23 protein-coding genes are annotated in these 25599 nt (G+C 34.3%); 14 read left to right on the forward strand and 9 right to left on the reverse strand.

Features of this window, described 5'->3' with window-relative positions; genetic code table 11:
• The first annotated feature begins 128 nt into the window (after window positions 1-128).
• The 5 genes from AC57AW_RS14385 to AC57AW_RS14405 all read left to right on the forward strand — a co-directional run bounded on the left by AC57AW_RS14385 (window position 129) and on the right by AC57AW_RS14405 (window position 7474).
• Window positions 129-1127, forward strand: a complete 999-nt coding sequence (locus tag AC57AW_RS14385) for a hypothetical protein (protein WP_496352442.1) — start codon at window positions 129-131, stop codon at window positions 1125-1127.
• A 20-nt stretch (window positions 1128-1147) separates the two neighbouring features.
• Window positions 1148-1954: a GLPGLI family protein gene (locus AC57AW_RS14390; protein WP_496352443.1), complete on the forward strand. Its 807-nt coding sequence runs from the start codon at window positions 1148-1150 to the stop codon at window positions 1952-1954.
• A 232-nt stretch (window positions 1955-2186) separates the two neighbouring features.
• Entirely contained in the window at window positions 2187-4571 is a 2385-nt protein-coding gene (locus AC57AW_RS14395; RefSeq protein ID WP_496352444.1) for a TonB-dependent receptor, read from the forward strand.
• 286 nt (window positions 4572-4857) lie between these two features.
• Window positions 4858-6351 carry a BspA family leucine-rich repeat surface protein gene (locus AC57AW_RS14400; RefSeq protein WP_496352445.1) on the forward strand — a complete coding sequence of 498 codons (1494 nt, stop codon included), beginning with the start codon at window positions 4858-4860 and terminating at the stop codon, window positions 6349-6351.
• A 130-nt stretch (window positions 6352-6481) separates the two neighbouring features.
• Window positions 6482-7474, forward strand: coding sequence for a phosphotransferase (locus tag AC57AW_RS14405; protein ID WP_496352446.1), 993 nt, complete (start codon window positions 6482-6484; stop codon window positions 7472-7474).
• Between the two features lie 230 nt (window positions 7475-7704).
• Here the strand turns inward: AC57AW_RS14405 and AC57AW_RS14410 are convergent, their stop codons facing one another.
• Window positions 7705-8289: a hypothetical protein gene (locus AC57AW_RS14410; protein WP_496352447.1), complete on the reverse strand. Its 585-nt coding sequence runs from the start codon at window positions 8287-8289 to the stop codon at window positions 7705-7707.
• A gap of 151 nt (window positions 8290-8440) precedes the next feature.
• On the opposite strand from AC57AW_RS14410, the gene AC57AW_RS14415 reads away from it, so the two are divergent.
• Both AC57AW_RS14415 and AC57AW_RS14420 read left to right on the forward strand, forming a co-directional pair.
• Window positions 8441-8836: a VOC family protein gene (locus tag AC57AW_RS14415; RefSeq protein ID WP_496352448.1), complete on the forward strand. Its 396-nt coding sequence runs from the start codon at window positions 8441-8443 to the stop codon at window positions 8834-8836.
• Between the two features lie 188 nt (window positions 8837-9024).
• Window positions 9025-9894, forward strand: coding sequence for a DMT family transporter (locus AC57AW_RS14420; protein ID WP_496352449.1), 870 nt, complete (start codon window positions 9025-9027; stop codon window positions 9892-9894).
• A 91-nt stretch (window positions 9895-9985) separates the two neighbouring features.
• On the opposite strand, the gene AC57AW_RS14425 is transcribed toward AC57AW_RS14420, so the two are convergent.
• Together AC57AW_RS14425 and AC57AW_RS14430 are read right to left on the reverse strand one after the other, a co-directional pair.
• Window positions 9986-10786 (reverse strand): YdcF family protein, encoded by an 801-nt coding sequence (locus tag AC57AW_RS14425; protein ID WP_496352450.1) that lies wholly within the window; start codon window positions 10784-10786, stop codon window positions 9986-9988.
• An 811-nt stretch (window positions 10787-11597) separates the two neighbouring features.
• Complete coding sequence (locus AC57AW_RS14430; protein ID WP_496352451.1) at window positions 11598-11816, reverse strand: SymE family type I addiction module toxin; 219 nt, start codon at window positions 11814-11816, stop codon at window positions 11598-11600.
• A gap of 275 nt (window positions 11817-12091) precedes the next feature.
• Here AC57AW_RS14430 and AC57AW_RS14435 point away from each other — a divergent pair, with 275 nt between their 5' ends.
• From AC57AW_RS14435 to AC57AW_RS14460, 6 genes are all read left to right on the forward strand, one after another.
• Window positions 12092-14206, forward strand: a complete 2115-nt coding sequence (locus tag AC57AW_RS14435; protein ID WP_496352452.1) for a carboxy terminal-processing peptidase — start codon at window positions 12092-12094, stop codon at window positions 14204-14206.
• 151 nt (window positions 14207-14357) lie between these two features.
• Entirely contained in the window at window positions 14358-14684 is a 327-nt protein-coding gene (locus tag AC57AW_RS14440; protein WP_309511942.1) for an ArsR/SmtB family transcription factor, read from the forward strand.
• 180 nt (window positions 14685-14864) lie between these two features.
• Window positions 14865-15329 carry an SRPBCC domain-containing protein gene (locus tag AC57AW_RS14445; protein WP_496352453.1) on the forward strand — a complete coding sequence of 155 codons (465 nt, stop codon included), beginning with the start codon at window positions 14865-14867 and terminating at the stop codon, window positions 15327-15329.
• 125 nt (window positions 15330-15454) lie between these two features.
• The gene (locus AC57AW_RS14450; protein WP_318845707.1) at window positions 15455-16039 is read left to right on the forward strand and encodes a YdeI/OmpD-associated family protein; all 585 of its coding nucleotides are present in this window, start codon (window positions 15455-15457) and stop codon (window positions 16037-16039) included.
• A gap of 10 nt (window positions 16040-16049) precedes the next feature.
• Window positions 16050-16448, forward strand: coding sequence for a DoxX family protein (locus AC57AW_RS14455; RefSeq protein ID WP_496352454.1), 399 nt, complete (start codon window positions 16050-16052; stop codon window positions 16446-16448).
• A gap of 112 nt (window positions 16449-16560) precedes the next feature.
• Window positions 16561-17115: a DUF4256 domain-containing protein gene (locus tag AC57AW_RS14460; RefSeq protein WP_496352455.1), complete on the forward strand. Its 555-nt coding sequence runs from the start codon at window positions 16561-16563 to the stop codon at window positions 17113-17115.
• Window positions 17116-17140: 25 nt separating this feature from the next.
• Here AC57AW_RS14460 and AC57AW_RS14465 read toward each other — a convergent pair whose 3' ends face one another.
• The 3 genes from AC57AW_RS14465 to AC57AW_RS14475 form a co-directional block, all read right to left on the reverse strand.
• Window positions 17141-18100, reverse strand: a complete 960-nt coding sequence (locus AC57AW_RS14465) for a hypothetical protein (protein WP_496352456.1) — start codon at window positions 18098-18100, stop codon at window positions 17141-17143.
• Between the two features lie 102 nt (window positions 18101-18202).
• A complete protein-coding gene (locus AC57AW_RS14470; RefSeq protein ID WP_496352457.1) occupies window positions 18203-18700 on the reverse strand; it encodes a hypothetical protein in 498 nt (165 codons plus the stop codon).
• Between the two features lie 160 nt (window positions 18701-18860).
• On the reverse strand, window positions 18861-19700 hold the full coding sequence (locus AC57AW_RS14475; protein ID WP_496352458.1) for a hypothetical protein: 840 nt from the start codon (window positions 19698-19700) through the stop codon (window positions 18861-18863).
• A 765-nt stretch (window positions 19701-20465) separates the two neighbouring features.
• Between AC57AW_RS14475 and AC57AW_RS14480 the strand changes: the two genes are divergently transcribed.
• A complete protein-coding gene (locus tag AC57AW_RS14480) occupies window positions 20466-21494 on the forward strand; it encodes a LacI family DNA-binding transcriptional regulator (RefSeq protein ID WP_496352459.1) in 1029 nt (342 codons plus the stop codon).
• A gap of 61 nt (window positions 21495-21555) precedes the next feature.
• Here the strand turns inward: AC57AW_RS14480 and AC57AW_RS14485 are convergent, their stop codons facing one another.
• The 3 genes from AC57AW_RS14485 to AC57AW_RS14495 all read right to left on the reverse strand — a co-directional run bounded on the left by AC57AW_RS14485 (window position 21556) and on the right by AC57AW_RS14495 (window position 25590).
• Window positions 21556-22281, reverse strand: coding sequence for a WG repeat-containing protein (locus AC57AW_RS14485; RefSeq protein WP_496352460.1), 726 nt, complete (start codon window positions 22279-22281; stop codon window positions 21556-21558).
• A gap of 226 nt (window positions 22282-22507) precedes the next feature.
• Complete coding sequence (locus tag AC57AW_RS14490; RefSeq protein WP_496352461.1) at window positions 22508-24121, reverse strand: UxaA family hydrolase; 1614 nt, start codon at window positions 24119-24121, stop codon at window positions 22508-22510.
• A gap of 5 nt (window positions 24122-24126) precedes the next feature.
• Complete coding sequence (locus tag AC57AW_RS14495) at window positions 24127-25590, reverse strand: tagaturonate reductase (protein ID WP_496352462.1); 1464 nt, start codon at window positions 25588-25590, stop codon at window positions 24127-24129.
• Between the last annotated feature and the right edge of the window lie 9 nt (window positions 25591-25599).

Consider the following 25599-nt stretch of genomic DNA (forward strand, 5'->3'; position numbering starts at 1 on the left):
ATTTCCTATTGTTTTTTCACATATTTTTCCTTTTCCAGATACTAAAAAGGCAAGAAGGAATAATCTGAGCAGACAAGTCACAACATCCATTCATCAATCGGAAATACACTGTTTAAGAATATACAAAGATGGGATCAATTTATATACAGAGCAATAAAGACAAATATGTCAACTTCTTTTCCTGTTGTATATTGGTAAGAGGTTTTGAAAGAAGTACAATATATGATATCCAAAGAGAAACTATAGAATTCATACCCAATACTTTAATAGATTTTGTTGAAGATATCAGAGGGAGAAAAGTCGGCGATGTTTTGGAAGAATATAAATCCAATAAAATAGCCAAAGAATATCTGATTTTTTTAGAAAAAAAAGAATTTATTTTTTATTCCAGCAGCCCATCTTTCCCAGAGCTATCTAAAATCAGTATCAATGAGGACACCTCAGAAATCCTTTTTGCAACGGTTGTTTTATCACAGCATATTTATGATAATATGGATATGTTTGCGAAAAATATTCAGCAATTGGGTATCAGAAGACTACATCTTCATATAGATAGTGAAAGCTGTATGGAGCAGCTACTGGGGATATTATCAGCCCTGAAATATTCTAGGGTTATTAATTTATCACTTTCTTTCCCCAACCAAAAAATAAATAAAAAAGTGTATGATAATAAACGGATTACTTCTATTACGTTATTTAATTCTCCAAGAAAACGATCTGTAAAAAGTAATGATATTATTAAAAATTATATCACCAGTGATGATTCTAAATTATTTTTAACCCGATTTAATCTGTACGATATTGCCATAAGTATTAATGCGTATAATGTGGCAAAAAATTATAATTTAGCATTATTCAAGACTATATTTATTGATGGAAACGGAAATATAAAACATAATTTTTCAGATAAAAACAGCTACGGAAATATTTTGGATAATTTTGAAGAAATAAAAACCAGTACTGTAAAAAAATTATCGAAATTATGGAATATTAAAAGAGATGAGATTGAGCCTTGTAATGTCTGTGAATTCAGATATTGTTGTACAACGACCTATATTCCGGAGAAAGCTAACATCGGATATAAAGTAAACTGCAATTATAATCCCTACGCAGCAGAATTCAATTAAATGATAAATCCATATTTATTATGAATTATAAAATTTTAATAAACCTAGTCCTCATTTTTCTATCCTCTAATTTTTTTGCCCAGAATTTCCGGATTGATTACCAACTTACTTATAAAGAAGACTCTTTAAGCTCCGAAACAACAAATAAAAGCATGCTGCTTTTTGTTCAGGGTGGAAAATCTAAATTTATGACTGAAAAACAATATCAGGTAGATTCACTTAGAAGTACAGGATTTAAAGGATCTGCGATAGGAGATAACAGCTTTTTAGTAATTAACGATGAAGAAAACATAAGTTTTAAATATTATTTCTTTTTCAGAGATACATACAAAATAAAAGAATTGGTAAATCTAAACTGGGAACTTAAACCAGAGACTAAAAAAATAAGCACTTACCTGTGTAGAAAAGCAATTTTAAAATATAAAGGAAGAACCTGGGAAGCATGGTATACTCAAGATGTCCCCATTCAGGCCGGACCTTATATTTTTCGAAATTTACCCGGATTAATCATCGAGATGGCAGATTCTACAGGCTCTTATAAGTTTAATCTTTATTCTATAAAGAAAAAATCTGATACTTTAGATTTTGAGAATATGTACAAAGGAGCACTTACTGTTCCGCAAAAGCAGTTACAGAAAGTATCTTTAGATTACTATAATGACCCTTTAAGAGAAATGAAATCAAGTAATGTGCAAGCAAAATTTATAGATGAAAAAGGAAAAGAGGTGAAGCCTGATTTCAGAGAAATGACCAAAACAATCCAGTCTCGTCTGAAAAAATACAACAATCCGATAGAGCTGACGGATGCTATAAAATATCCAAACTAATGTGCTTGAAATTAAACAAGTTTATAATATTATAATTAATAGTTCAGCCACTCTTTTCAGAGTGGTTTTTTTATGCACTACAGAAAGTACTGAGAGCAGTAAATAACCGACAGCCCTATTTTTTCAGTTACTTAGGCTTAAACATGGAAATTTTCAACAAATCAATAAAGCAACAAAGTTGCATTAATAAATTTAATTATCTAGCTTTGCCGGATTATTAAAGTATATGCATATGAAAAAGACCGTTTATTTTTTGATAGGAAGCACACTGATGTATTCCTCATCCATTCTGAAGGCGCAGAAACTTAATCCTGAAAAAAAGACCGTAAAGGATATTGAATCTGTCCAGATACAGGGAAAGACCAATTACAATTCCGTCAATATTTCAAGAAAAAAACTGGATTTCATTCAGTCCAGAACATTGGGAGAAACATTAAGCAAAATTCCCGGGATTCAAAACTCAGGATACGGTCCCAATTCCGGAGCTCCTGTTATCCGAAGTCTGAGCGGAAACCGGGTAAAAATACTGGAAAATGGAACAGCAGTAAATGATCTTTCGGGAATAAGCCCTGACTTTAATACGGACATTGAGATGAATAGTGTCCAAAATATTACAGTTTATAAGAACTCCGCTTCAGTTTTATATGGAGGAAAAACTATTGGAGGAGCCATTGATATTGAAACCGATTATATTGCCCGACAATTACCGGATAAAAAAATAAATGTAAAAGGACTTCTAGAAGGCGGAAGCAATAGCGGACAGAAACAGGCGTTTGCTGCAAAAGGTGTCATTGCAAAAAACTGGATATGGACTGTAGGAGGAAGCAACCACAAACAGGATATTGTAAGAATTCCGGGAAAATCTAAGGACAGCAGATGTTATGATCCTAACCTGATGGGTTTCAATAGTATTTTACAATCATTATGTCAGGTAGATGTGGATTCCAGGCGTGTTTTAAACAAAAGCCTCTTTCCCTACATCAGCCAGTTTGCCAAAGATCATATGATAGACTATGAACTGTCCGAAGATGATCTTTACACCTTCAGTTCTACCTATTATAACCCTGCAGACGGTAAAAATTATCCTAATCCCAAGAATGACCTTTACGTTCCAGGTCAGGATCCATCGAAAGACCGATACAAAAGTGAGGTAAACGGCATCAGAGATTATGTGGAAACAAAAGACGGTGTTATCCCCAACAGCCACTCTGAAAGCAATTCATTCTATGTTGGGACCAGCTATATCGGAAAATCTTTTTATGCAGGAGGAGCTTATCAAAATTCTTATTCTTATTTTGGAGTTCCTGGATATGCAATTGCTAAAATTCCCAAGCATACTCATGGAAAACCACAGCAAAAGATAGAATATCTTCCTATTAATATCAGAAGTTTATCCCATAAAGCTATGCTGGAAACGGCTTACAGATTTACAAATTTTCCAATTTCCGGAATCAAACTAAACTATATGGGAGTATTCTCAAAAAATGCAGAACTTCTCGATAATTTCAGAGCTAATCAGTTTGTGATAAACCAGCACAATGGACGTCTTGAAATTACACAGCAGAAATTAAAATTTCTAACAGGAACCACTGGTCTTGAAGTACAATACAGAGATATGGAAGGAACTGGAAGCCAGAGATACCTGCCCAATACTATAAGCCGCGAAATCGGAATCTTTACGATGCAGCACCTTGACTTTAATACCATTCAGATGGATTTTGGATATAGAAATGAACATGTACAACGCAGGGCCGAAGCAGATGATAAATACGTCAGAAGCCGCGGACTTTCCGGTGGAAAACTCAGTGACAGAGACTTTACCCTTCATCAGTTCCAAAGTTCAGCACAATGGAATATCTTAAAAAAAGCTTATCTGAAAGTACAATACAACCATTCAGAAAGAGCGCCGGAAGTGAACGAGATGTATGCAGGAAATAATCATTTTGCCATTCTTACAGAAGAAAATGGGGATGACAGATTAGATAAAGAAACGGCAAACACTGTTGAATTGGGAGGAGGTTTAAATCTGAAAAAACTACGGATATCTGCCAGCTGGTACCATACTTCATATAAAAATTATATTTATCTTGCCCACACAGGACTTTCCAGAGAAGTTTTCCTTGTTAAAGAATGGCGTTCTGATGATACGGAAATCAACGGAATTGAAGCAGAAGCCGCTTACAAAGCAGATCTAGGAAAAATAGGGAAGTGGGAGATTGGCGGTTACTATGATTTAGTGAGAAATATAAGTGTAGCCGACAGTTCCATAAGAAAATGGAGTGATGGCGATTATATGCCCAATATGCCCACAAGCCGTTTTGGATTCAATCTGGAAGGAACACTGCAGAACTTCAGCCTGAATATAAGTTTAGACCATTATTTAAAACAAAAATATTTAGGGAAAAATATTAATCCTGAGCTTCCTATGCCGGCATTTTCATTACTGAATGTCCGTTTAGCCTATAAAGACAGCAGTTTAGGTATTGGCGATCTGGAATATTATCTTATTGGAAATAATCTGCTGAACACCGAAGCAAGACTTCAAAACTCTCAGTTAAAATTTCTAAGTCCTCTTCCTGGAATTAATATTTCAGCCGGGGTGAAAATAACAATATAAACCAATATTATTTCTGCAGTTATTATTAATTAATAGCTGCAGATTTTTTTTAGGTTATCTATTCAAAATCAGCCTTATAATACAAACCTTTTCTGGTGGTTTTCATCCCGTTTATTTATACAAAAATTATCAAAAAAAACTTAAAAAAAAGAGGTGAAAACTTTTAATACGACAAGTTCTGTCGCTGTGCGTCTCTATCTTTGTATTAGAGATAAGATAAAGAATCCCGGGAAATTAATTGTCTTACTAAACCAAATTTTAACCTTAAACCAACTCTTTTTTATTTATGTTTAAAAAACAACTAATAATCATTTTTCTTTTTTTATTTTTCATTTCTTATGCGCAGAATGAATTTGTTACTATCTGGAAGCCAAATGCAAATGGCATTATTGATCATTCAATAAACTTTGGCGGTACAGGAACCGATTACACCATTTATTGGGAAGAAGTAGGATATCCTCAGCATAACGGACTCATGGATGCTGTAACCTCTAACAGCAACAATCCGATAACCATAAATTTCGGGCCATCATTACAGGCAGATCCTCTGCAGGCAACCTACGAAGTAAAAGCATCCGGCGGTAATGGATTATTTTATGGATTCAGAGCCAATACCGGCATTATGCCTCCCGGAGGAAATCAGGAACTCATAGAACTCAGCCAGTGGGGAAATGCTACATGGCTTCAGCAATTCGACAGGGCATTTGCAAACTGTCCTAATCTTAACGTAACGGCTGCAGACACTCCTGATATGACACAGGTAACCAGTTTATCACAAATGTTCCTTAACTGTTCATCTTTGACAGGCCACACTTCATTTTCTTACTGGAATCCATACCATATTACAGACATGAGTGGCATGTTCAGCGGAGCGACTCTGTTTAATCAGAATATTGGAAACTGGGATACAGCAAATGTAACAAATTTTAGCGGCATGTTTGCTTCTGCCTCTTCTTTCAATCAAGATATTTCTGCCTGGAACACGATATCCGGAACTGATTTCTCTTCCATGTTTTCGGATGCGACAGCTTTCAACCAGCCATTAAATTCGTGGAATACAGAAAATGCTACTAATTTCCGCTATACATTTTATAATGCAGCAGCATTTAATCAGCCTCTTAATAACTGGAATACAGGTAAAGTAACAGATTTTGAGTATATGTTTGAAAATGCAGTATCATTCAATCAGCCCATCGGAAACTGGGATGTAAGTAAAGTTGATTATTTTGCAGGATTTAATATGTTTGCGGGTGCTTCACATTTTGACCAGGATATTTCTGGGTGGAATATCAAACTTCAAAACTTCAGCTGGGATTCAATTTATTTCGGATTTAAAAATGCAGGTTTATCGTGTACCAATTACAGCAATTTTCTCATTGCTCTGAATAATAATCCTACATGGCCGAACTCTACAATAACGTCCGGAACTATAGATGCAACAGGTCTTGTTTATTCTACACAACAAGCTATGCTGGCCAGAGCCCAACTGATCAACAAAGGGTTTAATATTATTGGAGATTCCTATATTTCCGGTTGTTTTCTGTCAACAAGAGAAGTTTCAGCAAAAACTAAAACTTCCGCTTATCCTAATCCAACGATAGGAGTGATCAATGTGGAATCTTCAGCAGACGAAAGTGTTTATTTATATGATATCAACGGTAACCTCATTAAAAATATGTTGTTTAGAAAAGGGAAGAACACAATTGATCTTACAGAATATCCATCAGGAGATTATTTCTTAAAAGGTGATACTGTTTTCACTAAAATAATCAAGCAATAAGAGATCAGCCGGGAGGCTATTTATAAAAATCAGCTCCAAAATCTACGGATTTTGGAGTTTTTTATGCGTAAAATCGAAAAATGTTAGCGAAATTGCACAGATTTTAAAAATAACTATGAGCTGCGAATCAATGACAGAAAAATTTCCCACAATAAACAGTACACTTTCACCCACTGGACTTGGACAACTTATTCAACAAAAATATGAGCTAACCGACAAAACGGAATGCAGCATATTTCGACTGGCTATGAATCATTTATATATTGTTCATGATGGCGAAAACCAATATGTTTTTAGAGTTTACACCCACAATTGGCGGACTCAATTAGAAATTGAAGAAGAAGTAAGACTTTTAATTCTTTTAAAAGAAGCAGGTAAACAGGTTGCTTTTCCAATAGCTGATAAATCGAACAAATTCATTCAAGAAATCGAAGCTCCAGAAGGAATAAGATTTGGTGTTTTGTTTTCATTTGCTAAGGGTATAAAAACAGCAAAATTTTCACCCGAAACAAGCTTTCTGATAGGGCAGGCATTAGCAAAAGTTCATCAATCCACAGAAAATATCGAACTGAAGAGAATGTCCTATAATGCTCAAAACCTTCTTAAGAAACCTGTTGTAAGAATAAAAGAATTCTATAGTAAAAATAGCAGCGAAATTGAATTTTTAGAAACCCTTTCTGCTTTTTTAACGCTAAAAATGGAAAATATTGACCAACAGAAAATGAGATATGGAACTGTTCATCTTGACGTTTGGTTTGACAATTTGCACATTGATAATGAAAAAGAAATAACATTTTTTGACTTTGATTTTTGTGGCAACGGCTATTTATGCTTTGACATTTCTTATTTCATGTTTCAGTTATTGTCAACCCATTTGAACGAAGAGGAATATCAGGTAAAGGCAGATAGCTTCATAAAAGGATATGAGACTGTAACTAAAATAAGTAATGAAGAAAAAAAGTTTTTACCTTATGCATGTTTAGCAATCATGACCTATTATATCAGTGTTCAGTGTGACAGATTTGATTATTGGACCAATATTTTTTTGAATGAAGATCATTTAAAAAGAATGGTAGGGAATTTAAAGCGATGGATTATTTACAACAACATTAAGATTAAATAATGACAAAAAACTACATACAATACGCTGATGGCTATCAAAGACAATATTGATGATTTACTATTGCTTTAAAAATTTGATATAATAACTTCAACAGTAAAATAATAAAATCTGACATTTCTTTGAACCTTTGAAAACTCAAATAATATTCAATTTAACATAATATAAATTATAGGACATTTATTATAATCCTGGAAGAGAGTACTAAGGACTCCAGAATCCCTTATTTTTTATCATTTTCCTTTTAAATATTCTTTAACTGTTTCTAAGAACTCTTCCTTGGTCATAAACCGATCCAGAAAATCTTGCAGCCTTCCTTCGTTTTCAATCTCCTGAAAATAAACTTCATGATCTGTACTGTACACCACAGGATTTTCCTGATCAGGATCTGTTGTGCAGACAAAAAAATGATCATGATAACCGTAAAAATAAAATAGGCAAATAAATTCCATTTCAGAGCCTTCTACAATTTCTTTTAATTCATGCTCATCTATAAGGCCGTCCAATTCTTCGTGATCCTCTGTACCTTTCTTAAACGGCGTGAAAAACCAATCTCTGAGGAAATATTGCCCATATGGCAATTCATGGTCAGAAAAATAATGTTCTAATAAATTCTTGTAAAAACCTTCCTGATCATTATGATATAAGGTTTTATATTTTTCATAATACTCATCTATTCCGTAAACATCCCAATCTCTGTCATAAAGATGATGTCCAAATCTAATACTCCGCCAGTTCTCGGCAAAATTTTTGTCAATACTTACAGCGTCTATATTTCCTCCTAACTCTTTGATTTTATTCACAATACTCTCAGTCATATTCCTATAATTTATTTTTTTTGCTATATATTATGTTAAATTGAAGCAATTAAGAACTCTCTCTGATCTTAAAATTACAAAATCTTGCCACATGACAGCTTTTATGATCATGAAACTCAATACCTTTATCCTAACCAAAAAATAAAATAGTATGAAACCTAAAATGATCTGGGCCAATCTGGCTGTAGCCGACCTTGAACGCACACAGAAATTTTATACTGAGCTGGGATTCAAGCCCAATAATCCGCACACCTCTAATGAATTGGTCAGCTTTTTTGCTGGTGAAAATGAATTTATCATTCATTTTTTCTTAAAAAATATCATAGAAAGGAACTTAAAAACAATGAAATTTGGAGATCCTCAAAGTTCCAATGAGATCATCTTTACCCTTTCTGCAGCAAGTAAAGAACAGGTAAACGAATGGGCTCAAGAAGTAAAAAATGCCGGTGGAACTATTGTTTCAGAACCTGAAAGTTTTGGAGAAAATTATTACGGTTTTGTATTTGCAGATCCTGATGGACACAAATTTAATGTTCTTTATATGTAACCATTTGAAATATTTTTCTCTATATTTGACATTCAACAGATACATATGAACCGATCGAACTGTCTGCCTCCTCCGGCACCTTAATATTTTGAAGTGTACTTATGTTGTTAACTAATTAACAACAAGATTGTTTATGCTTCTAATTCTAACAAAAAAATTAATTCAAATCTTTTACAGTTCATTATCTAATGAAAAAATCATATTTATTATTGCATCTGGCCGTAGTACTGGCTGGATTTACAGGGGTATTCGGAAAATTAATATCACTTAACGAAGGGCTTTTAACCTGGTACAGAGTTCTGTTTTCTTGTATTATTCTGTTTTTTATCCTGAAAATATTTAAAATTCCAAATATGACTTCAGGAAAAGAAAAACTGAAAATCGCTCAGGCAGGACTTCTTATTACTTTACATTGGGTACTTTTCTATGCAAGTATCAAATATTCCAATATATCAATTGGAGTTGTATGCTATTGTCTCACCAGCTTTTTTACAGCTTTATTGAAACCAGTTATTGACAAACAGAAATTCAAGCTATCAGAATTGGGACTCAGTACTTTGACACTTCTGGGAATCAGTCTCATCTTCCATTTCGATGCATCTTATCAAGTGGGAATTATTCTAGGTGTATTCTCTTCTGCAGTTGCTGCGCTTTATACTATTTATAATGAACGTCTGGTTCAGCGTTTTGACAGTATTATTATCAACTATTACCAGATGCTTGCCGGTACTGTATGCCTCGGAGCAATTTTGCCCATTTACCTCCTCTATTTCAAGGCAGATAGCATAGTTCCTGACTTAAAAAACACGGCTTATTTGGGGCTATTAGCACTTTTTTGTACTGTAGGACTTTATGTGATATTTGCAGAAGTTTTAAAGAAAATTCCAGCCTTTACGGTTAACTTAACCTTCAATCTGGAGCCGGTATATGCTATTATTATTGCTTTTTTATTTTTCGATGAAAGCAAAGAAGTTAATCTTTCGTTTTATATAGGATTGGCATTTATTATTGCTTCTGTAGTTTTGCAGACATTGATTTCGATGAAGAAAGCAAAATAATAAAGTAATCTAAATCATTTTATTTAAACAAAAACCGGACACTCAAATTAACTTTAAGTGTCCGGTTTTATCTGTAATAAGCTGAAAAATACTACTTATTCATTCCCAGGCTATTATATAACTGTACCTGCCATATTCCCACAATCTCTTTAAGCATTACAAAAGTAAATGCTGCATTATAGCTGTTGGGAAAAACCGTTATTTCAGTATCTATAAAATCTGATACCTGCGGAATAGGTTTTAAGCCAAATATCTGAAACAGAGAAACAGATCTTTTCATATGAAAACCCGAAGTAACCAGATATACACTTGTAGGAGCCAGCTTCTTTATAATCGGACTTGAGAATTTTGCATTTTGATACGTATTCATGCTTTTATCTTCCTTAATAATATCAGAATCTGATACTCCCATTTTTTTAAAGTTATCACTGAATAATTCCGCTTCACTCGTATGTCCACTTCCCTTTCCTGAAATGACTATTTTACAAGACGTATTGTTTTTCTTGAATTCATGATACAATTGATAGGCTGTAACGACTCTGGAATAAGACATGGTATGCAGTTTTTCTGTATTGTTAATATCTACAACTCCGCCTCCTAATACGACAATCACAGGATTCTGAGAAGCTGTACTTTTTATCTCAGAAGTATGGGTATAACTGTTCTGCAGATATCCCGAGGCTAGTTTACCCAGAAAACCATTTCCTATAAAAATGATGATTAAAATTACCGAGATACCAATTCCTATTCTCAGATTTTTGCTTTTGCTTTTGCTTTTGCTTTTGCTTTTTCTTTTCAACAGCGCGATTATAACTACCGCAAGAAGTAATAAGAAATAAGGTTCTGCAAAAAGCTGCAAAACACGAAATAAAAAGTCTAGTAAAAATTTCATCTATGATAATATTGATTAATGTATAGAAAACACCGGACTGCAAAGGTAAGTATTTTCCTAAGGATAGCTTTTCTCAATACATTTTCAAGAATTTATTTGAAGTATTATAAGATGAAAATTTAAAATTCTCACAGAAACTCAGGTGCAGTTATTATGCATAAAGCCTGGCTTAAAAAAACTTAAGTATTTAAAAATTTTGCGCCTTTTGCGGTTAAAAATTATCAATATAAAAATTTTTGAGCTTTAATTTTATAATAAGAACAATTCTATTTAATTTATCTTTCTGTTTACACAATTATTTTATACATTTGCAGTCATTAGACAACACACTTTTTAGTGTGCTAATAAAAATAACAAACCTACCCAATTGAAAAAGCAGAAAAACATTACCATTTTTATGACCGTAATCCATATATTTTTGGAAAGACATTTTTGTAAAGAAAAAACAAAAAATCCTTCTTAAATCCCAAGAAGCGGTCAGAACCTTAAACAGACAAAAACAAGATTGATATTCAATCTGTTCAATAACATCCGTCAGGAAGAAAATAACTACTCTACTTTTCTTAGATAGATGATTATTTCCTTCTACAATAGCATTCTCGTAACGGCATATATTTCGGCCGCAAGCGGCCGAAACTATCCAACACCTTAATCTGGCAAGTTCACTTGCCCACTCTTAGCTCCCTAAAATAAAGCACCTCATCACATAAAACTTTGCGTTTAAAAAAAAATTCTCCCAATATCACGCAAATATCACAAATTAGTATACTCTAAAAAACCTCCAGGAAATCATCAAAATCCGTCAACATACCTATAATTCATAGCTCACTACTTCTTTTTCTAAAATAATCTGATTTTTGCTGACCGTCACCAGCACTTTATCTCCCGGCTCAAAACCACAATCCTGCAGCCACTTCCCTGCCATTCTGATCTCCGGAAAGAAAACTATTCTGCGGTAGGCTCTCCAATTAATGCTCTGGAAAAAATAATGAAAGCCATTCTTCCATTTATAAAGAAATAAGAAATACAATAATTGATTTAATATAAAAAGAATAGCGTAGCTAATAAGAACAGTTTTGTTCGTATCATTTATTTTAATACAGATGGCTGTTATTAAACCTTAAACTTATCTTAAAATCCTCCCCCACAAATACTTATTATAAATATTTTTCATACATTCACATGATTTTTATAAAAGCACATTGAAAACTCCTGTTTACTACTATTTTCAATCATTAAATTGAAAAAAGATCAATTAATGACAACAAACAAAGATAGTTTTCAATTAAAAGCACAATCAGAGATATGTTGAAAAATTTTAAAACCGTTCGTTTTTTACTTCTTCTTCCACTTTCATTTTCCTTGTTCGGTTTTCGTCCTGCCATCAATGAAGAAGAAAAGATGCAGATCATTATGGTCAATACAAAGAATATTTTGTCTTATCTGCATTACAGTCCAAAACCTATTAATGATGCTTATTCAAAAGAAGTTTATAAACAGTATTTTGAATCGATAGATCCTACAAAAACTTATTTCCTGCAATCTGATATGGATGAGTTTCGTAAGTATGAAACCAAATTGGATGATTATCTGAACACCGGAGATCTGACTTTTTATAAACTGACAGTTGATAAATTGTATCAAAGGATTGATGAAATTGATAAAATGACCAAAGATATTTTCAGTAAGCCAATCAATCTGGAAGAAGATGAAATATTAACGCTAGAGCCCAAACTGAAAAATTCACCGCCCAACAAGCAGCAGCAGTATAATGAATGGAGGAAATATGTGAAATACAATATTCTCCAGGAAATAGAATCCCTAAACAGGAAAAGCGAGGAAAAAAAGAAGGATGATTCTACTAATAAAGACAACAACAGTAAGCCCGAAGTACTGAGCCAGGATGAAAAGATAAAAAAAGCGACAGAAAATGTAAAAGATCTTCTGGAGGAAAAATTTATCAGATTCAAGAAAAGACAAAAAATGGATTGGTTTACGGTATATATGAATTCCTATACCCATATTTTTGATCCTCATACCAATTATTATTCGCCACAGGGCAAAGAAGATTTTGATAACGACTTCAAAGGAAAAATAATCGGTATAGGTGCGGTGATTCAGGAAAAGAAAGGAAACCTTTACATCGGTACATTATCCATTGGAGCTCCGGCATGGAAGACAAAACAGCTGACAGAAGGTGATAAAATTTTAAAAATAAAATCTAACCCCAATACCGATCCTGTAAACGTTGTTGATATGCTTGCCAGTGAAGCCATAAAATTAATCAGAGGGGAAAAAGGTGCGCCCATAACTTTTACGGTAGAGAAAAAAGACGGTACCATTCAGGATGTAACCATAATCCGCGAAGAAATAACTCTTGAAGATACTTTCGCTAAAAGTATTATTGTAAATGCAGCCGACAAAAAATACGGATTGATCAATTTACCAAAGTTCAATGAAGATTTTCAAGATAAGAATGGAAGAAATGCATCTGATGATATTAAAAATGAGATCATCAAACTGAAGGAGCAAAATATTAAGGGAATTATTCTTGACCTTAGGGGCAACTCCGGGGGATCTTTATCAGAAGTTGGTGATATTATGGGGCTTTTCATGGATACAGGCCCATATGTACAGGTGAAGGACGGAAATGGAAAGATTACAACTTTAAAAAATAAAAATGAAGCGCCAATATGGAACGGTCCGCTTGTGATTCTACAAAATGAATTGTCTGCTTCTGCAGCAGAAATTTTAGCCGGTGTGATGCAGGATTATGGAAGAGCCGTTATCATGGGGTCTCCTGTATCTTACGGAAAAGGAACCGTGCAGGTATTTGTAGATCTGAACAGGTTTCTAAATACTCAGGAAGATTTTGGTTCCATAAAACTAACCATTCAGAAATATTACAGAATCACAGGTGAGTCTACACAGAGAAAAGGAGTAAGCTCAGATATTCAGATGAAAGATGTTTTCTCTTACGCAGACATAGGTGAAAAATATGATGACTATGCATTGGCCTGGGATAAAATTCCGGGAACAAACTTCAACAAACAGAACTTTATTAATATTCAGGCTTTGCAGAAAGTAAGTGAGGAGAGAATCGCTAAAAACGATAATTATAAGTTATTGCTTGAATACGCCCAATGGAGAGAAAACCTGGGTAAAGAAAAAACAGTGCCCATTAGCATCCAAAAATACAGTGATCTTATAAAACTGAGAAAAACTCAGGATGATAAATTCAAAGTTTTAAAAACATTAGAAAGCGGTCTTAAATTCACTATGTATCCAAAGGATATTGAAAGAGAGAAAAGTGATGCAGCCTTCAAGAATAAATCTGAAGTATGGGTAAAAAATCTGCAAAAAGACCTGTATTTGCAAGAAGCCATAAATATAGTTGAAGATATTGAAATAAGGTCATAAGCGTACTTCTTTATTCGGAATGTAACATTACAGAGCTCAAAAGTGTATTTCCCTACATTTTTGAGCTTTTTTAATTAAAATCAAAAATTTATTATAAAAAATTTGCGTAGCTAAATAACTACACATATATTTGTAGTCAAATAACTACACGATGAATTTAAGAAGAGATGTATTTCAAGCGATAGCAGATCCTACAAGACGATCTATATTGATGTTGGTGGCGGCACAGTCGATGACAGCTGGAGCTATTGCTTCTAATTTTGATACGGCGAGACCTACCGTTTCAAAGCATCTCCAGATCCTTACAGAATGCGAACTGCTAAGATCTGAACAAAACGGCCGCGAAATAATCTATCACCTAAATCCCAATAAAATGAAAGAAATAGCCGATTTTATAGAACCCTTCCGCAAAATGTGGGACGAGAAATTCAACAAGCTGGAAAGTGTAATGAAAGCGTACCAAAATAAAAATACGTGATGCGAGATACGGGTTATCGAGATTCATGGTGCGGTTTTTGGGATGTGCAGTTTAAAATCTCAAAATCCTCACCCACAAAATAACTCGAATCTCTTAACCCGAAACGCGTAACACGCATCAAACCCTAAAACTCTCCTACTCTAATACTCTAATACACTAACACACACCAAAACTCAAAATATGGAACTTAAAACAAAAATCCACGCAGAAGACGGAAAACAGGAAATTTTCATCACCAGAGAATTTGATCTTCCGGTAGAACTCCTCTTCAAAGCGTATACAGAAGCTGAACTTTTCGAACAATGGATGGGCACCAAAGTGACAAAATTTGAAAACAAACAACACGGAAGTTATCGCTTTGAAACCTCCAATCCACAAGGTGACGTAGTTTTCAGCGCCAATGGAACCATTCACGAAGTGATAGATAATGATAAAATTATAAGAACTTTTCAGATGGAAAATACTCCTTTTCCTGTTCAGATGGAGTTTTTAGAATTTGAAAAAATAATGGATACCACCAGCAAACTTACGATTCAGACAATCTATAAATCCGTAGATTTCAGAAACCAGATGCTGAAATTACCATTCACTCAGGGAATCAATATGGCTCATAATCGTTTACAGGAGTTGTTAGGTAGCAGGTAGCAGATAATAGGTTATAGGAAATACTTAAATCAAAATATGCGGGATGCGAGCTTCGAGATTTATATCCCACCCAAAAACCCAACTCTCCCACTCTAATACTCACAAACCCTCAAACATACAACACCATGAATCCAAAAGTGAATTTCTTCTTTGATAAAAGTCAGCAATGGCACAAAGAATTTGAAAAATTAAGAACAATAGCCCTAAGCACAGACCTTGTAGAAGACCTAAAATGGGGCTGTCCTTGTTATACCTACGAAGGGAAAAATATTTTCCTGATCCACGGTTTTAAAGAATATTGTGCGATCCTTTTCTTTAAAGGAGCATTGATGAAAGATCCGGACAAAATTCTGATCCATCAATCTAAAAATGTACAGGCTGCAAGGCAGGTTCGTTTTACAGATGTAGAGCAAATCAATGATTTGGAAGCTATTCTTCGCAATTATATGTTTGAAGCCGTTGAAATTGAAGAATCAGGGGCTAAAGTTGAAATGAAGAAAACTAAAGAGTTTGAAATAGCTGAAGAGTTTCAAAATAAACTTGATCAGGATCCTGCATTACAAGAGGCTTTTAAAGCATTAACTCCCGGAAGACAAAGAGCCTATCTACTCCACTTTTCCTCTGCCAAACAGTCTAAAACCCGTGAAGCCCGCATTGAAAAATGCATTCCACAAATCATGGACGGAATAGGATTAAACGATTCACTATAAAAACTAAATCATGAACACACCACAACAATCACAAAAAAGAACAAAGATCATCTATTGGGTATTTACACTTTGGATGGCCTTGGGAATGGTTTCCACCGCAATTGTGCAGCTGATAAAAAGTAAAGATGAACTTCTCAATTTCACTAATTTGGGTTACCCTTCCTATTTGATGACCATTATCGGAATATGGAAAATATTGGGCGTTATTGCTATACTGATCCCAAAACGTCTGTTGTTAAAAGAATGGGCTTATGCAGGATTTTTCTTTGTCATGTCGGGCGCTGTAGTTTCCCATCTTATCGTGGGTGATACGGCAGGAAGAACCTTTCCGGCAGTATTATTATTCGTACTGGTTATTATTTCCTGGTATTTCAGACCTGCAGACAGAAAAATTACCATTATTGATTAATCTTTAGATAAAATCTTCGCGCCTTAAAAAAAACTCTTATTTGCAAAACTTGCGCCTCTGCGATTATCCAACACTACAAAACAATTCAATCAATAATAAAACAAAATTTGATATGAAAAAGAAACTGACCCAAGAACAAACCAACGAACTTTTACAAACATTAAAAGCCCGTTTTGAAAAAAACATGAACCGTCATAAGGATCTGAAATGGGAAAAAATCCAGCAAAAACTGGAAGCCAACCCTGAAAAAATATGGTCTTTACACGAAATGGAAACTACAGAAGGTGAACCCGACATCGTAGATTACAATAAAAAAACAGATGAATATTCTTTCGTTGACTGTTCTCCGGAAAGCCCAAAACGCAGAAGCCTTTGCTATGATTACCCAGCCTGGGATGCCCGAAAAGCCAACAAACCGGAAAGCAACGCCATCGACAAAGCTAAAGAAATGGGTATTGAACTTTTAACAGAAGAACAATACCGCAGTCTTCAGGAACTTGGAAAGTTCGATCAAAAGACCTCAAGCTGGATAAAAACGCCATCACAGGTAAGAGAACTTGGAGGCGCTCTTTTCTGTGACAGACGATATAACACCGTATTCACCTACCACAATGGTGCAGATTCTTATTATGCAGCAAGAGGGTTCAGAGGAATACTAAAAATATAAGGAGAATTATCTTTATCAGAATACATTAGGAATCTCTCAACCAGGGAGATTCCACACTCCAGAAGATAATTTTTACGCCAAGATAATTTTCAGCATATTCTACAAATTCTTCTTTGGTAAAGGGCTTTTTCGTTTTCGGATTTGTATAAGTGAGCGTCGGCTCCTGAACCGCCATGGCGACTAAAGACAGCTTTCCCTTGTATTGATTAAAAAAAGGATAAGAGTTTTTCATCTGACCTTTTTTATTCGGAACAATATCTGGCCCTCCCAGCCCTATATTATTTTTATAAGCAAAATCAAACAGTCTGGACATGTATTGATGGTCATTGTTCCATTCACAGGGAAAGAAATTGACATATTGCAGTACATTGGATTGATGGAAAGCATTTCTCGCAAACTTCAGATTTTCCAGTTCAGCCTGAAAATAACGGTCACAGCTAAAACCTGTTTTATCTGCTTTCATTTCTATATCTATTGATGTTTCGGGAAGATTAATCCCTTGAATTTTGCCATCAAACTTCTGTGCCAGCGCTCCTATCAACTTCTGAAATCGCTCCCGAACTGCAGGATTCCATTGCTGGGTAACCCATCCGCTTCCAACAGGTTTATTTTCTCCGGGATTATCATATTGAGGAACCAATCCTCCCGCATACTCTTTATCATTCAATACATAATCAGGAATATATCTGGCCTGTGGCTCAAAAAACCTGTCCTGAAGCTGAATAAATAACTTTCTATTGATGGAAGTTAAATAGTCCAGGTCTTTTTCAATCACAGAGAAATTATACACATCTTTTGAGGTTTCCAAAGCTCTCCAGTTGTAAACAATCTGTACTCCTCCGATATCCTGACGGGTAATCATTTTTTCAATTTTCCTAAGGTCACCTGAAGAAGTATAAATATAATTCTGAGGGGTCTGAGCTGATATAAAATGTAAACCGAGCATAAACAACCCCAGTCCCAGCGCTTTAGTCATCTTTTTCATTAAAATCAATTTTGCATAGTCAATCATTTTCCGTGCCTAAATCCGTTTAATATCAGAGATTATGGTAGAAACTGAATATGAATCTGCAGAATCATTTATTAATTAATTTTCAAATTTTATTGGTTCGCTCCATAGAATTTCATATTTATTGTTCTCGACTTTTTCCCAGTAAGATCCAAAAGAATAATATTTATTTGGAAAAATAATTTTTTTGAATCCAATTTTGAAATATTTCCTTTTTGAATTAGGATTTCTTGTCACCAGTAATTTATATTTCTCAGAAGTATTTTTTTCAAACTCTATATATACAGGAAAGTTAGAATCGCATCTAAAAGTTTCAAATGAAAAATCATTGTTGTCAAGTATGAAGTTGCTATTGTATGAGCAACTCATAATTACATATAATTTATTTTTATTTTTATTTTTTATAAATTGAATTTCTACTTCTTGACCAGTTTTTTCAGGGTGGTATTCTTTTAAGTATTGATTATTATTTCGATTTAAATTTATATTCACAGTTTTAATATCCATTTCTAATTCTGGTTTTTCTTTGCAAGAAAATATTAAAAATAACATTGATAAAAATAGTGATAACCTCATTTGGAATAAGAATTTTGTGATATTGCGGTGGAACTAATTTACGATACTACTAACGATAAAATCAATGGAATAAATCTTTTTGAGAATAAATCTCATTATAAATAGAAGAAATAGCTATGATTATTATTTCATTCTTTTTTGAGGGCTAATCGATAATATTTTAATCTACTTTCTCTAATTCAAGAACGGTTTTGGTGTGGTCAATATTGGTGTATTCAAGTTTTACAAAACCATATTTGGGATTGAAATAAGAAATAAGTTCAGTTTTACCAATTCTGCTATTTGCTGTTGCATGAACAATATAGCATTCTAAATTCCCCAACTTCGTTACTATATTTTTTTTGTCCTTTATTTCATAAGTGTATCGATTTTCAATACTTCCTTTCCATTCAAGCCATCTCTTTTCTGACCAATGATCTCCAATTTCCAGACTCCAGTTCCATTTTGTTCCTATCTGATAAGGTGCTTTGATATAAGGAAAAGGATTAATTTCTAAAATTTTAAAAAAATCATTTCTTGGCGGATGTATCCAGACGTTCATTTCGTTCTCAATGGCACCGGTTTCTTCTGTGCTCAGAAATTCGCTATTAGCCATAACATACTCGTAGCCTATCGCTGTTTGATTATAATCAGGATTAATTCTTTCAAACGGATTTCCTGGCCGAGGTCTTAGAATTAAATGATTTATGGTTTCCATATCTTGTTTACCGATCTCCACAAATTCCCAATCAGCAATACTATAACCTTCCGCCTGTAGAATTTCCTTCCCTTTTTTTATCAGAAATTTCTCTCCTTTTATATTTTGATAGAAATAGGAGTAAGTAAATTTCTTCCCAATCGTGTATATGATATTATTGCTGTTATAAACTTCATTGTACGTTCTGATGCCGTCAGGTTTTTCAACCGTTATACCATCATCAATAATATATTTTTCAGAATCCGTTTGTGAAAAACAAGAAATACTCAATAAAATGAATGGTATTATTTTAATAAGGTTCATTTATAAATATTTAGGCTGGTGATTGTTTCAAATATACTCTTTTTTGAACTCAAATCATCACCATTTAATTTGATAATGCTCTGTGATTTACCTAACTAAAAAATCCTGTTTCATTATTCATAAAACAGGATAAAAACACAAATGATGAAAAAAAATGTCTCTTGATTGAGACGTTCTAAAATTAATTATTTTTACAATAATGACAAAAAATAGCTAAGAAAAAATCAATACTTCTCTACTATTCCCAAATATTCCCCTTCACCGCCATCTTCATCTTCATCTTCATCTTCATCTGATCTGATCCTATCCCTCTTAACTTCACTGTTAATTCAATATTTAACATCATGGAAGATAATAAACACTAGTGGGCGCGGTGAAATAGTTTTTATATCATTAAATGGATAAAAGTTCACGAATTTCTGTTCTTGGGTTACAGCTCTATTTTCTGTTTGTTCTAAAGTTTGACTTTTTGGAATTGCTGCAAACAGGAACTCCTTCACTCAATCAATCTTTAAATCCGATATATATTCAAAAAATATACTTTGGTACAATTAAGTATATTATTACCTAAATTTTTTCCATGTTGAAAAAGATGTAATCCATATAAAAACAATCATTTAAGGGAATCCAAACAGTCTATTCTGTTAATATATACGCAGATGATATAAAACTCAGCTATATTCCCTTTAAATAGCCAAAATTTGATTAAATTTACATCACCAATGCATAGAATTCATGCATTATAAAAACATCCAGAAAACTTCTATGAACAAGAAAAGTGCAACGATATATGACATTTCCAATAAGCTCAACGTAAGTGTTGCCACTGTTTCGAGAGCACTGAATGACCACCCAAGAATAAGCGTAGCAACCAAAGAGCTGGTCCGCAAAACGGCCAAGGAAATGAACTATAAGCAAAATAACCTTGCTAAAGCCTTAAAAAGTGGTGAAACCAAAAATGTAGGAATTATTGTTCCCTATATCAATACCAATTTTTTTTCCTCAGTAATACGGGGAATTGAGGAGGAACTCTCTCCACTTGGTTATCATGTCATTATCTGCCAGAGTCACGAAGATGTCAATATTGAAAAAAGACAGCTTAACACGTTGCTGAATGCTCAGGTAGATGGTATTTTCATGTCTGTATCCAAAACAACAACAGATATTAATCACATCAGAAACATTCTGGATACGTCCAATACTCCGATTATCTTTTTTGACAGAAAAAAGGATATCGCTGGCATCAGCACCGTAACGATTGATGATTATCGGGGCGGATATATGGCTACAGAACACCTAGTCAAAGAGGGTTACAGGAATATCTGCCATTTTGCCGGAGATCTTAATCTTGAAATTTATCAGAACCGTCTTAATGGCTATAAACAAGCCCTAATTGATCATAATCTTCCTGTAAAAGAGGATAATATCATTCTTACAGGCAGTTCTATTGATGAAGGAACGGAAGCTATCAAAAAGCTTTGGGGTAAAAAATCTGTTCCTGATGCTATATTTTCTTCCAGTGACTTTGCTGCTTTAGGTGCCTGTCAGGAATTAAAAAAGAGAAAAATAAAAATTCCTCAGGAAGTTGCCATTATTGGTTTTTCCAATGAACCATTTACTCAGTTTATGGAGCTTCCTATCAGTTCAGTGGATCAGACTCCAGTGTTAATGGGGAAAATGGCAGGACAGGTATTTTTAGAAAACGTAAAAGAAAACGGATCTGGCGTTTCTATTGAGAAAAAAGTGGTACTTACCCCTCAGCTTTATATCAGGAAGTCCTCGAAAAGGAAATAATGTTTATACAGAATAGATCTATTATACATTTTGATCCGTCCCTCATATTTTTACGAACAGATTAAAACTTATGAATCTTTTGAAATTCATAGGAAAAGGAATGATAATCAAGGTTGGTATGTTTTTTATATTCTTCGGGAAACTTTTCAATAACGTCATAGTACATCCCCAATTCGGTCTCTATATTCTGGAAGCGACTGAGGTAAATCACTTTCCATAAACCACCGCCTATTGACACTACGTCTTTTTTGTTATCTCCATGATACCATTTTATAACGGGAGTATCTCCTATATTACAGCATACAGTACGCTGATCCAATATATCTATCCACTGATATTCTACAGGAATCAGGATCTGGTTTTCTGTATTGATCAGGCCCCACTTTCCCTGTCCTAGCCTTCCCTTATATTCGTCACCATTCCACGACTTGTTATCCCATAAAAACTCGTAAAAAAGCTCATTAGACTCATCATCATATTTCCAATGATAGTTACCTATAAAAATCTTAAAATATTTTTGATCAATCAAAGGAGATATATAATCATAAACAGGAGGTATAATCTGGAAGCCATTAATTAGCATAACACCCCATTTTTTCTGTCCTTCAATCATATTATAAAATCGAACCATTCCATTTGAATAATCAACGATTTTTGACACCTCAAGTTCCTCTATATTATTATACTCATCAGCTGTATAAACTTTTCCGTCTTTGTACTGAAAGATTGATATTTTAAGTATTTTAGATAAGAAAATGGTCTCATAAAGTTCTAAAGGATTGTCCATATTATTTTGTACATCTTAAAGTAAAGTTTTTATTCCGTTGTCTACATTCATTCTATGACCTCTTCACTGGTCTATGTAAATGATTGTTCTATTTTTAACACTCCATCATTGTAGCCTTGAATGCAATTCAAATATACATCGTTTTTACCTCTGATAAAAGAAAATGCTCTCTACATTACGCAGAAAGCATTTTCAACCCTAATTAATATTTATAATTAAAAAACATTTATAAGCTCACCCCTCTTCTCCAGGGGATAAAATCATTTTGGTTTAAAACAGCAGCTTTGGTTTTCACTTCTCCACTGGCTATTTTGATGATAAACTCCAACAGTTCTTCTGCCTTTTCATCAATCGTTTTTTCTCCGGTGATGACATCGCCTGTATTAAAATCAATAATATCCGGCATTCTCTCGGAAAGAGAAGTATTGGACGAGATTTTCACTACAGGAACCACAGGATTTCCGGTAGGCGTTCCAAGACCTGTCGTAAATAATACGACATTGGATCCTGATCCTACCAAAGCTGTTGTACATTCTACATCATTCCCAGGCGTACAGAGAAGATTTAATCCCGGTTTTTCAATGTATTCCGTAAAATCAAGGACGTCATTGATTGGAGATGAGCCTCCTTTTTTAGCCGCTCCTGCAGATTTCATGGCATCGGTAATCAACCCGTCTTTAATATTCCCCGGTGACGGATTCATATCAAAGCCAGATCCTGCAGCAACGACTGATTCTTCAAAGTCTTTCATTAATTGTAAAAATCTTTCCGCATCTTTTTCATTTACACAACGGTTTACCAGCTCTTGCTCTACTCCGCATAATTCGGGGAATTCAGAAAGAATTGTAGCACCTCCGATTCCTGCCATTAGATCTGATAGGCGTCCTAAAACCGGATTGGCAGAAATTCCTGAAAAACCATCTGAACCTCCACATTCCAGTCCTACTACCAGCTTTGAAATGGATGCCGGTTTTCTTTGGATTTCATTCGCTTTTTTAATGGCTTCATAAGAATCTTTGATAATCCCGCTCAGCATTTCATCCACTGTTCCAGATTTCTGCTGTTCATATATGATAATCGGTTTTTTACTGTTGGGACTGATCTTTTCAAGGGCATCTTTAAAAATCTGAACCTGCAAATTCTGACATCCAAGGCTCAAAACGGTTGCTCCGGCCACATTGGGATTATTGACGTAGCCAGCCAGTAAACGTCCCAATGCTTCGGCATCCTGGCGAATGCCGCCACAGCCTCCCTGGTGGGTAATGAATTTAACGTCAATATTTTTAAAAACTCTGGAATCCTGATCTTCTTCAGTTACAAGTTCTTCCTCTGAGTTATTGATCAGAGACCTCAGTAATAGTTGATGTTTTGTTACTTTTTCAAATAGAAGTTCTTTTTCGAAAACTTCTTTTAAAATCTCTACATTTCTGTTTTCGCAAAAAACCAAAGGGAAAAACAGCCATACATTTTCCGTTCCCACCTGTCCGTCTTCTCTGTGATAACCCATAAAAGTTCTATCCTTCCATTCCTCCACATCCGGAGCTGTCCAGGAAATAGTTTCTGTTTTGCCTTCTACTTTTGCACTTTGATGTTTTACATTTCCGGTGGTAATCACTTCTCCTTTTTGGATAGGCTGACTTGCTTTTCCCACCAAAACACCATACATGATAATGGAATCTCCTGCTGAAAGATCTTCTGTAACGAACTTATGTTTAGCCTTTGTATCTTTTATCATCTCATAAGTAAGATCATCCAGTGTAACCGTTTCACCCTGTGTAAGATCAACCAGTGCAACTGCTACATTATCATCAGGATTTACCTTCAGTACTTTCTTTTGCATAATATTTAAGAGTAAGATTGAATAAAGTTTTGATACGCTTTTTCCACATCATGATGGTCAATTTCCCACAATGCTTTTACCACAGCCTCTTTCAAGCCTTCAACATTGGTAAGATCCGTATCCCAGAAAGAAGTTTCACATAATGCCAGTTCTGCAACCTTTTGATAATCGTTGGCTGTCCAGATTTCTTTGAATTGGTTGATTATTACCTCTTCATCATTCAACGGAAGGGCTCTCCCATCAAAACTTCCCTGGTAGAATCTGATTAAACTTGCCAAAGAGAAAGTTAAATTAAGTGGTAATTTTTGATTAATTTCTACGTACCTCAACAGACTCGGCAGAATTCTTACTTTAAATTTAGAAACAAAATACAAAGCGATGCTTGCAAGATAATGTTTAATAAAAGGATTTCTGAACCTGTCAAATACTTCTTCTGCAAACTCCTTCAGCTCATTTTCATCCAGGCCTAAAGTGGGGTTTACTTCATTAAAAATTGAATCTCTTAAAAACTGTCCTATAAATGCGTTGTCAATAGATTCTTTTACCGTTTCTTTTCCTGATAATAGTGCTGGAGCCAGCATTAAAGTATGACCGCCGTTCAAAATTCTTACTTTTCTAAGACGGTAAGGCTGAATATCATCCACCACTAAAATCTGATCATTGATCTGATCAAAAGGGATTCTTTCTTTCAGATTTTTAGCATCCTGAATTACAAAAAGTAAAAATACTTCAGAAACAACCATCATCTGGTCTTCATAATCCAACTGTTCTTCGTAGGATTCTGCATCATCTTTAGGATATCCCGGAACAATCCTGTCAACCAATGTATTGTGGAAATAATTACATTGTTCAATCCATTGCACAAAATCCTCTTTTAAATTCCATAATCTGGCATATTGAATAATAATCTCCTTTAATACAAAAGCATTATTTTCAATCAACTCACAAGGGATCATTCTTAATCCTTTATCTGATGATCCTTTGAAATATTTAAATCTTTCATATAATAAAACTGTCACTTTTGCCGGGAAGTTTTTGTGTGGGCCGGAATATTGATCTTCAGTTTCATCATACGCTATCCCCGTTTCTGTAGTATTGGAGAAAACAAATTCCAATTCTTCTTCTTTTGCCACTGCAAGGAATTCATCATAATTTGTATAGGGATTAATTGATTTCTGAATTGCAGAAATGACCATCTTTTCATCAATAATTTCACCTTTTTTAATTCCTCTTGTAAAGAGAGTATATAGATTTTCCTGCTCTTCAAGCTTATGAACAGAACCACCCTGAGTTGGCTGAACATTGACAATTCCGGCATTGAAGCCTGCTTTTTTATTCAATTGATCAATCACATAATCAGTGAATCCTCTCATGAAATTTCCTCCTCCAAACTGTACGATTTTAATCGGAAGCTTTTCGTGAGAACCATTGAATTCACGATTTAATTTTTGTTTTATCTGATTTTCCATTTTTTCTAA

This window comes from Chryseobacterium sp. BGA-UO-ETr-SB22, assembly GCF_059567885.1.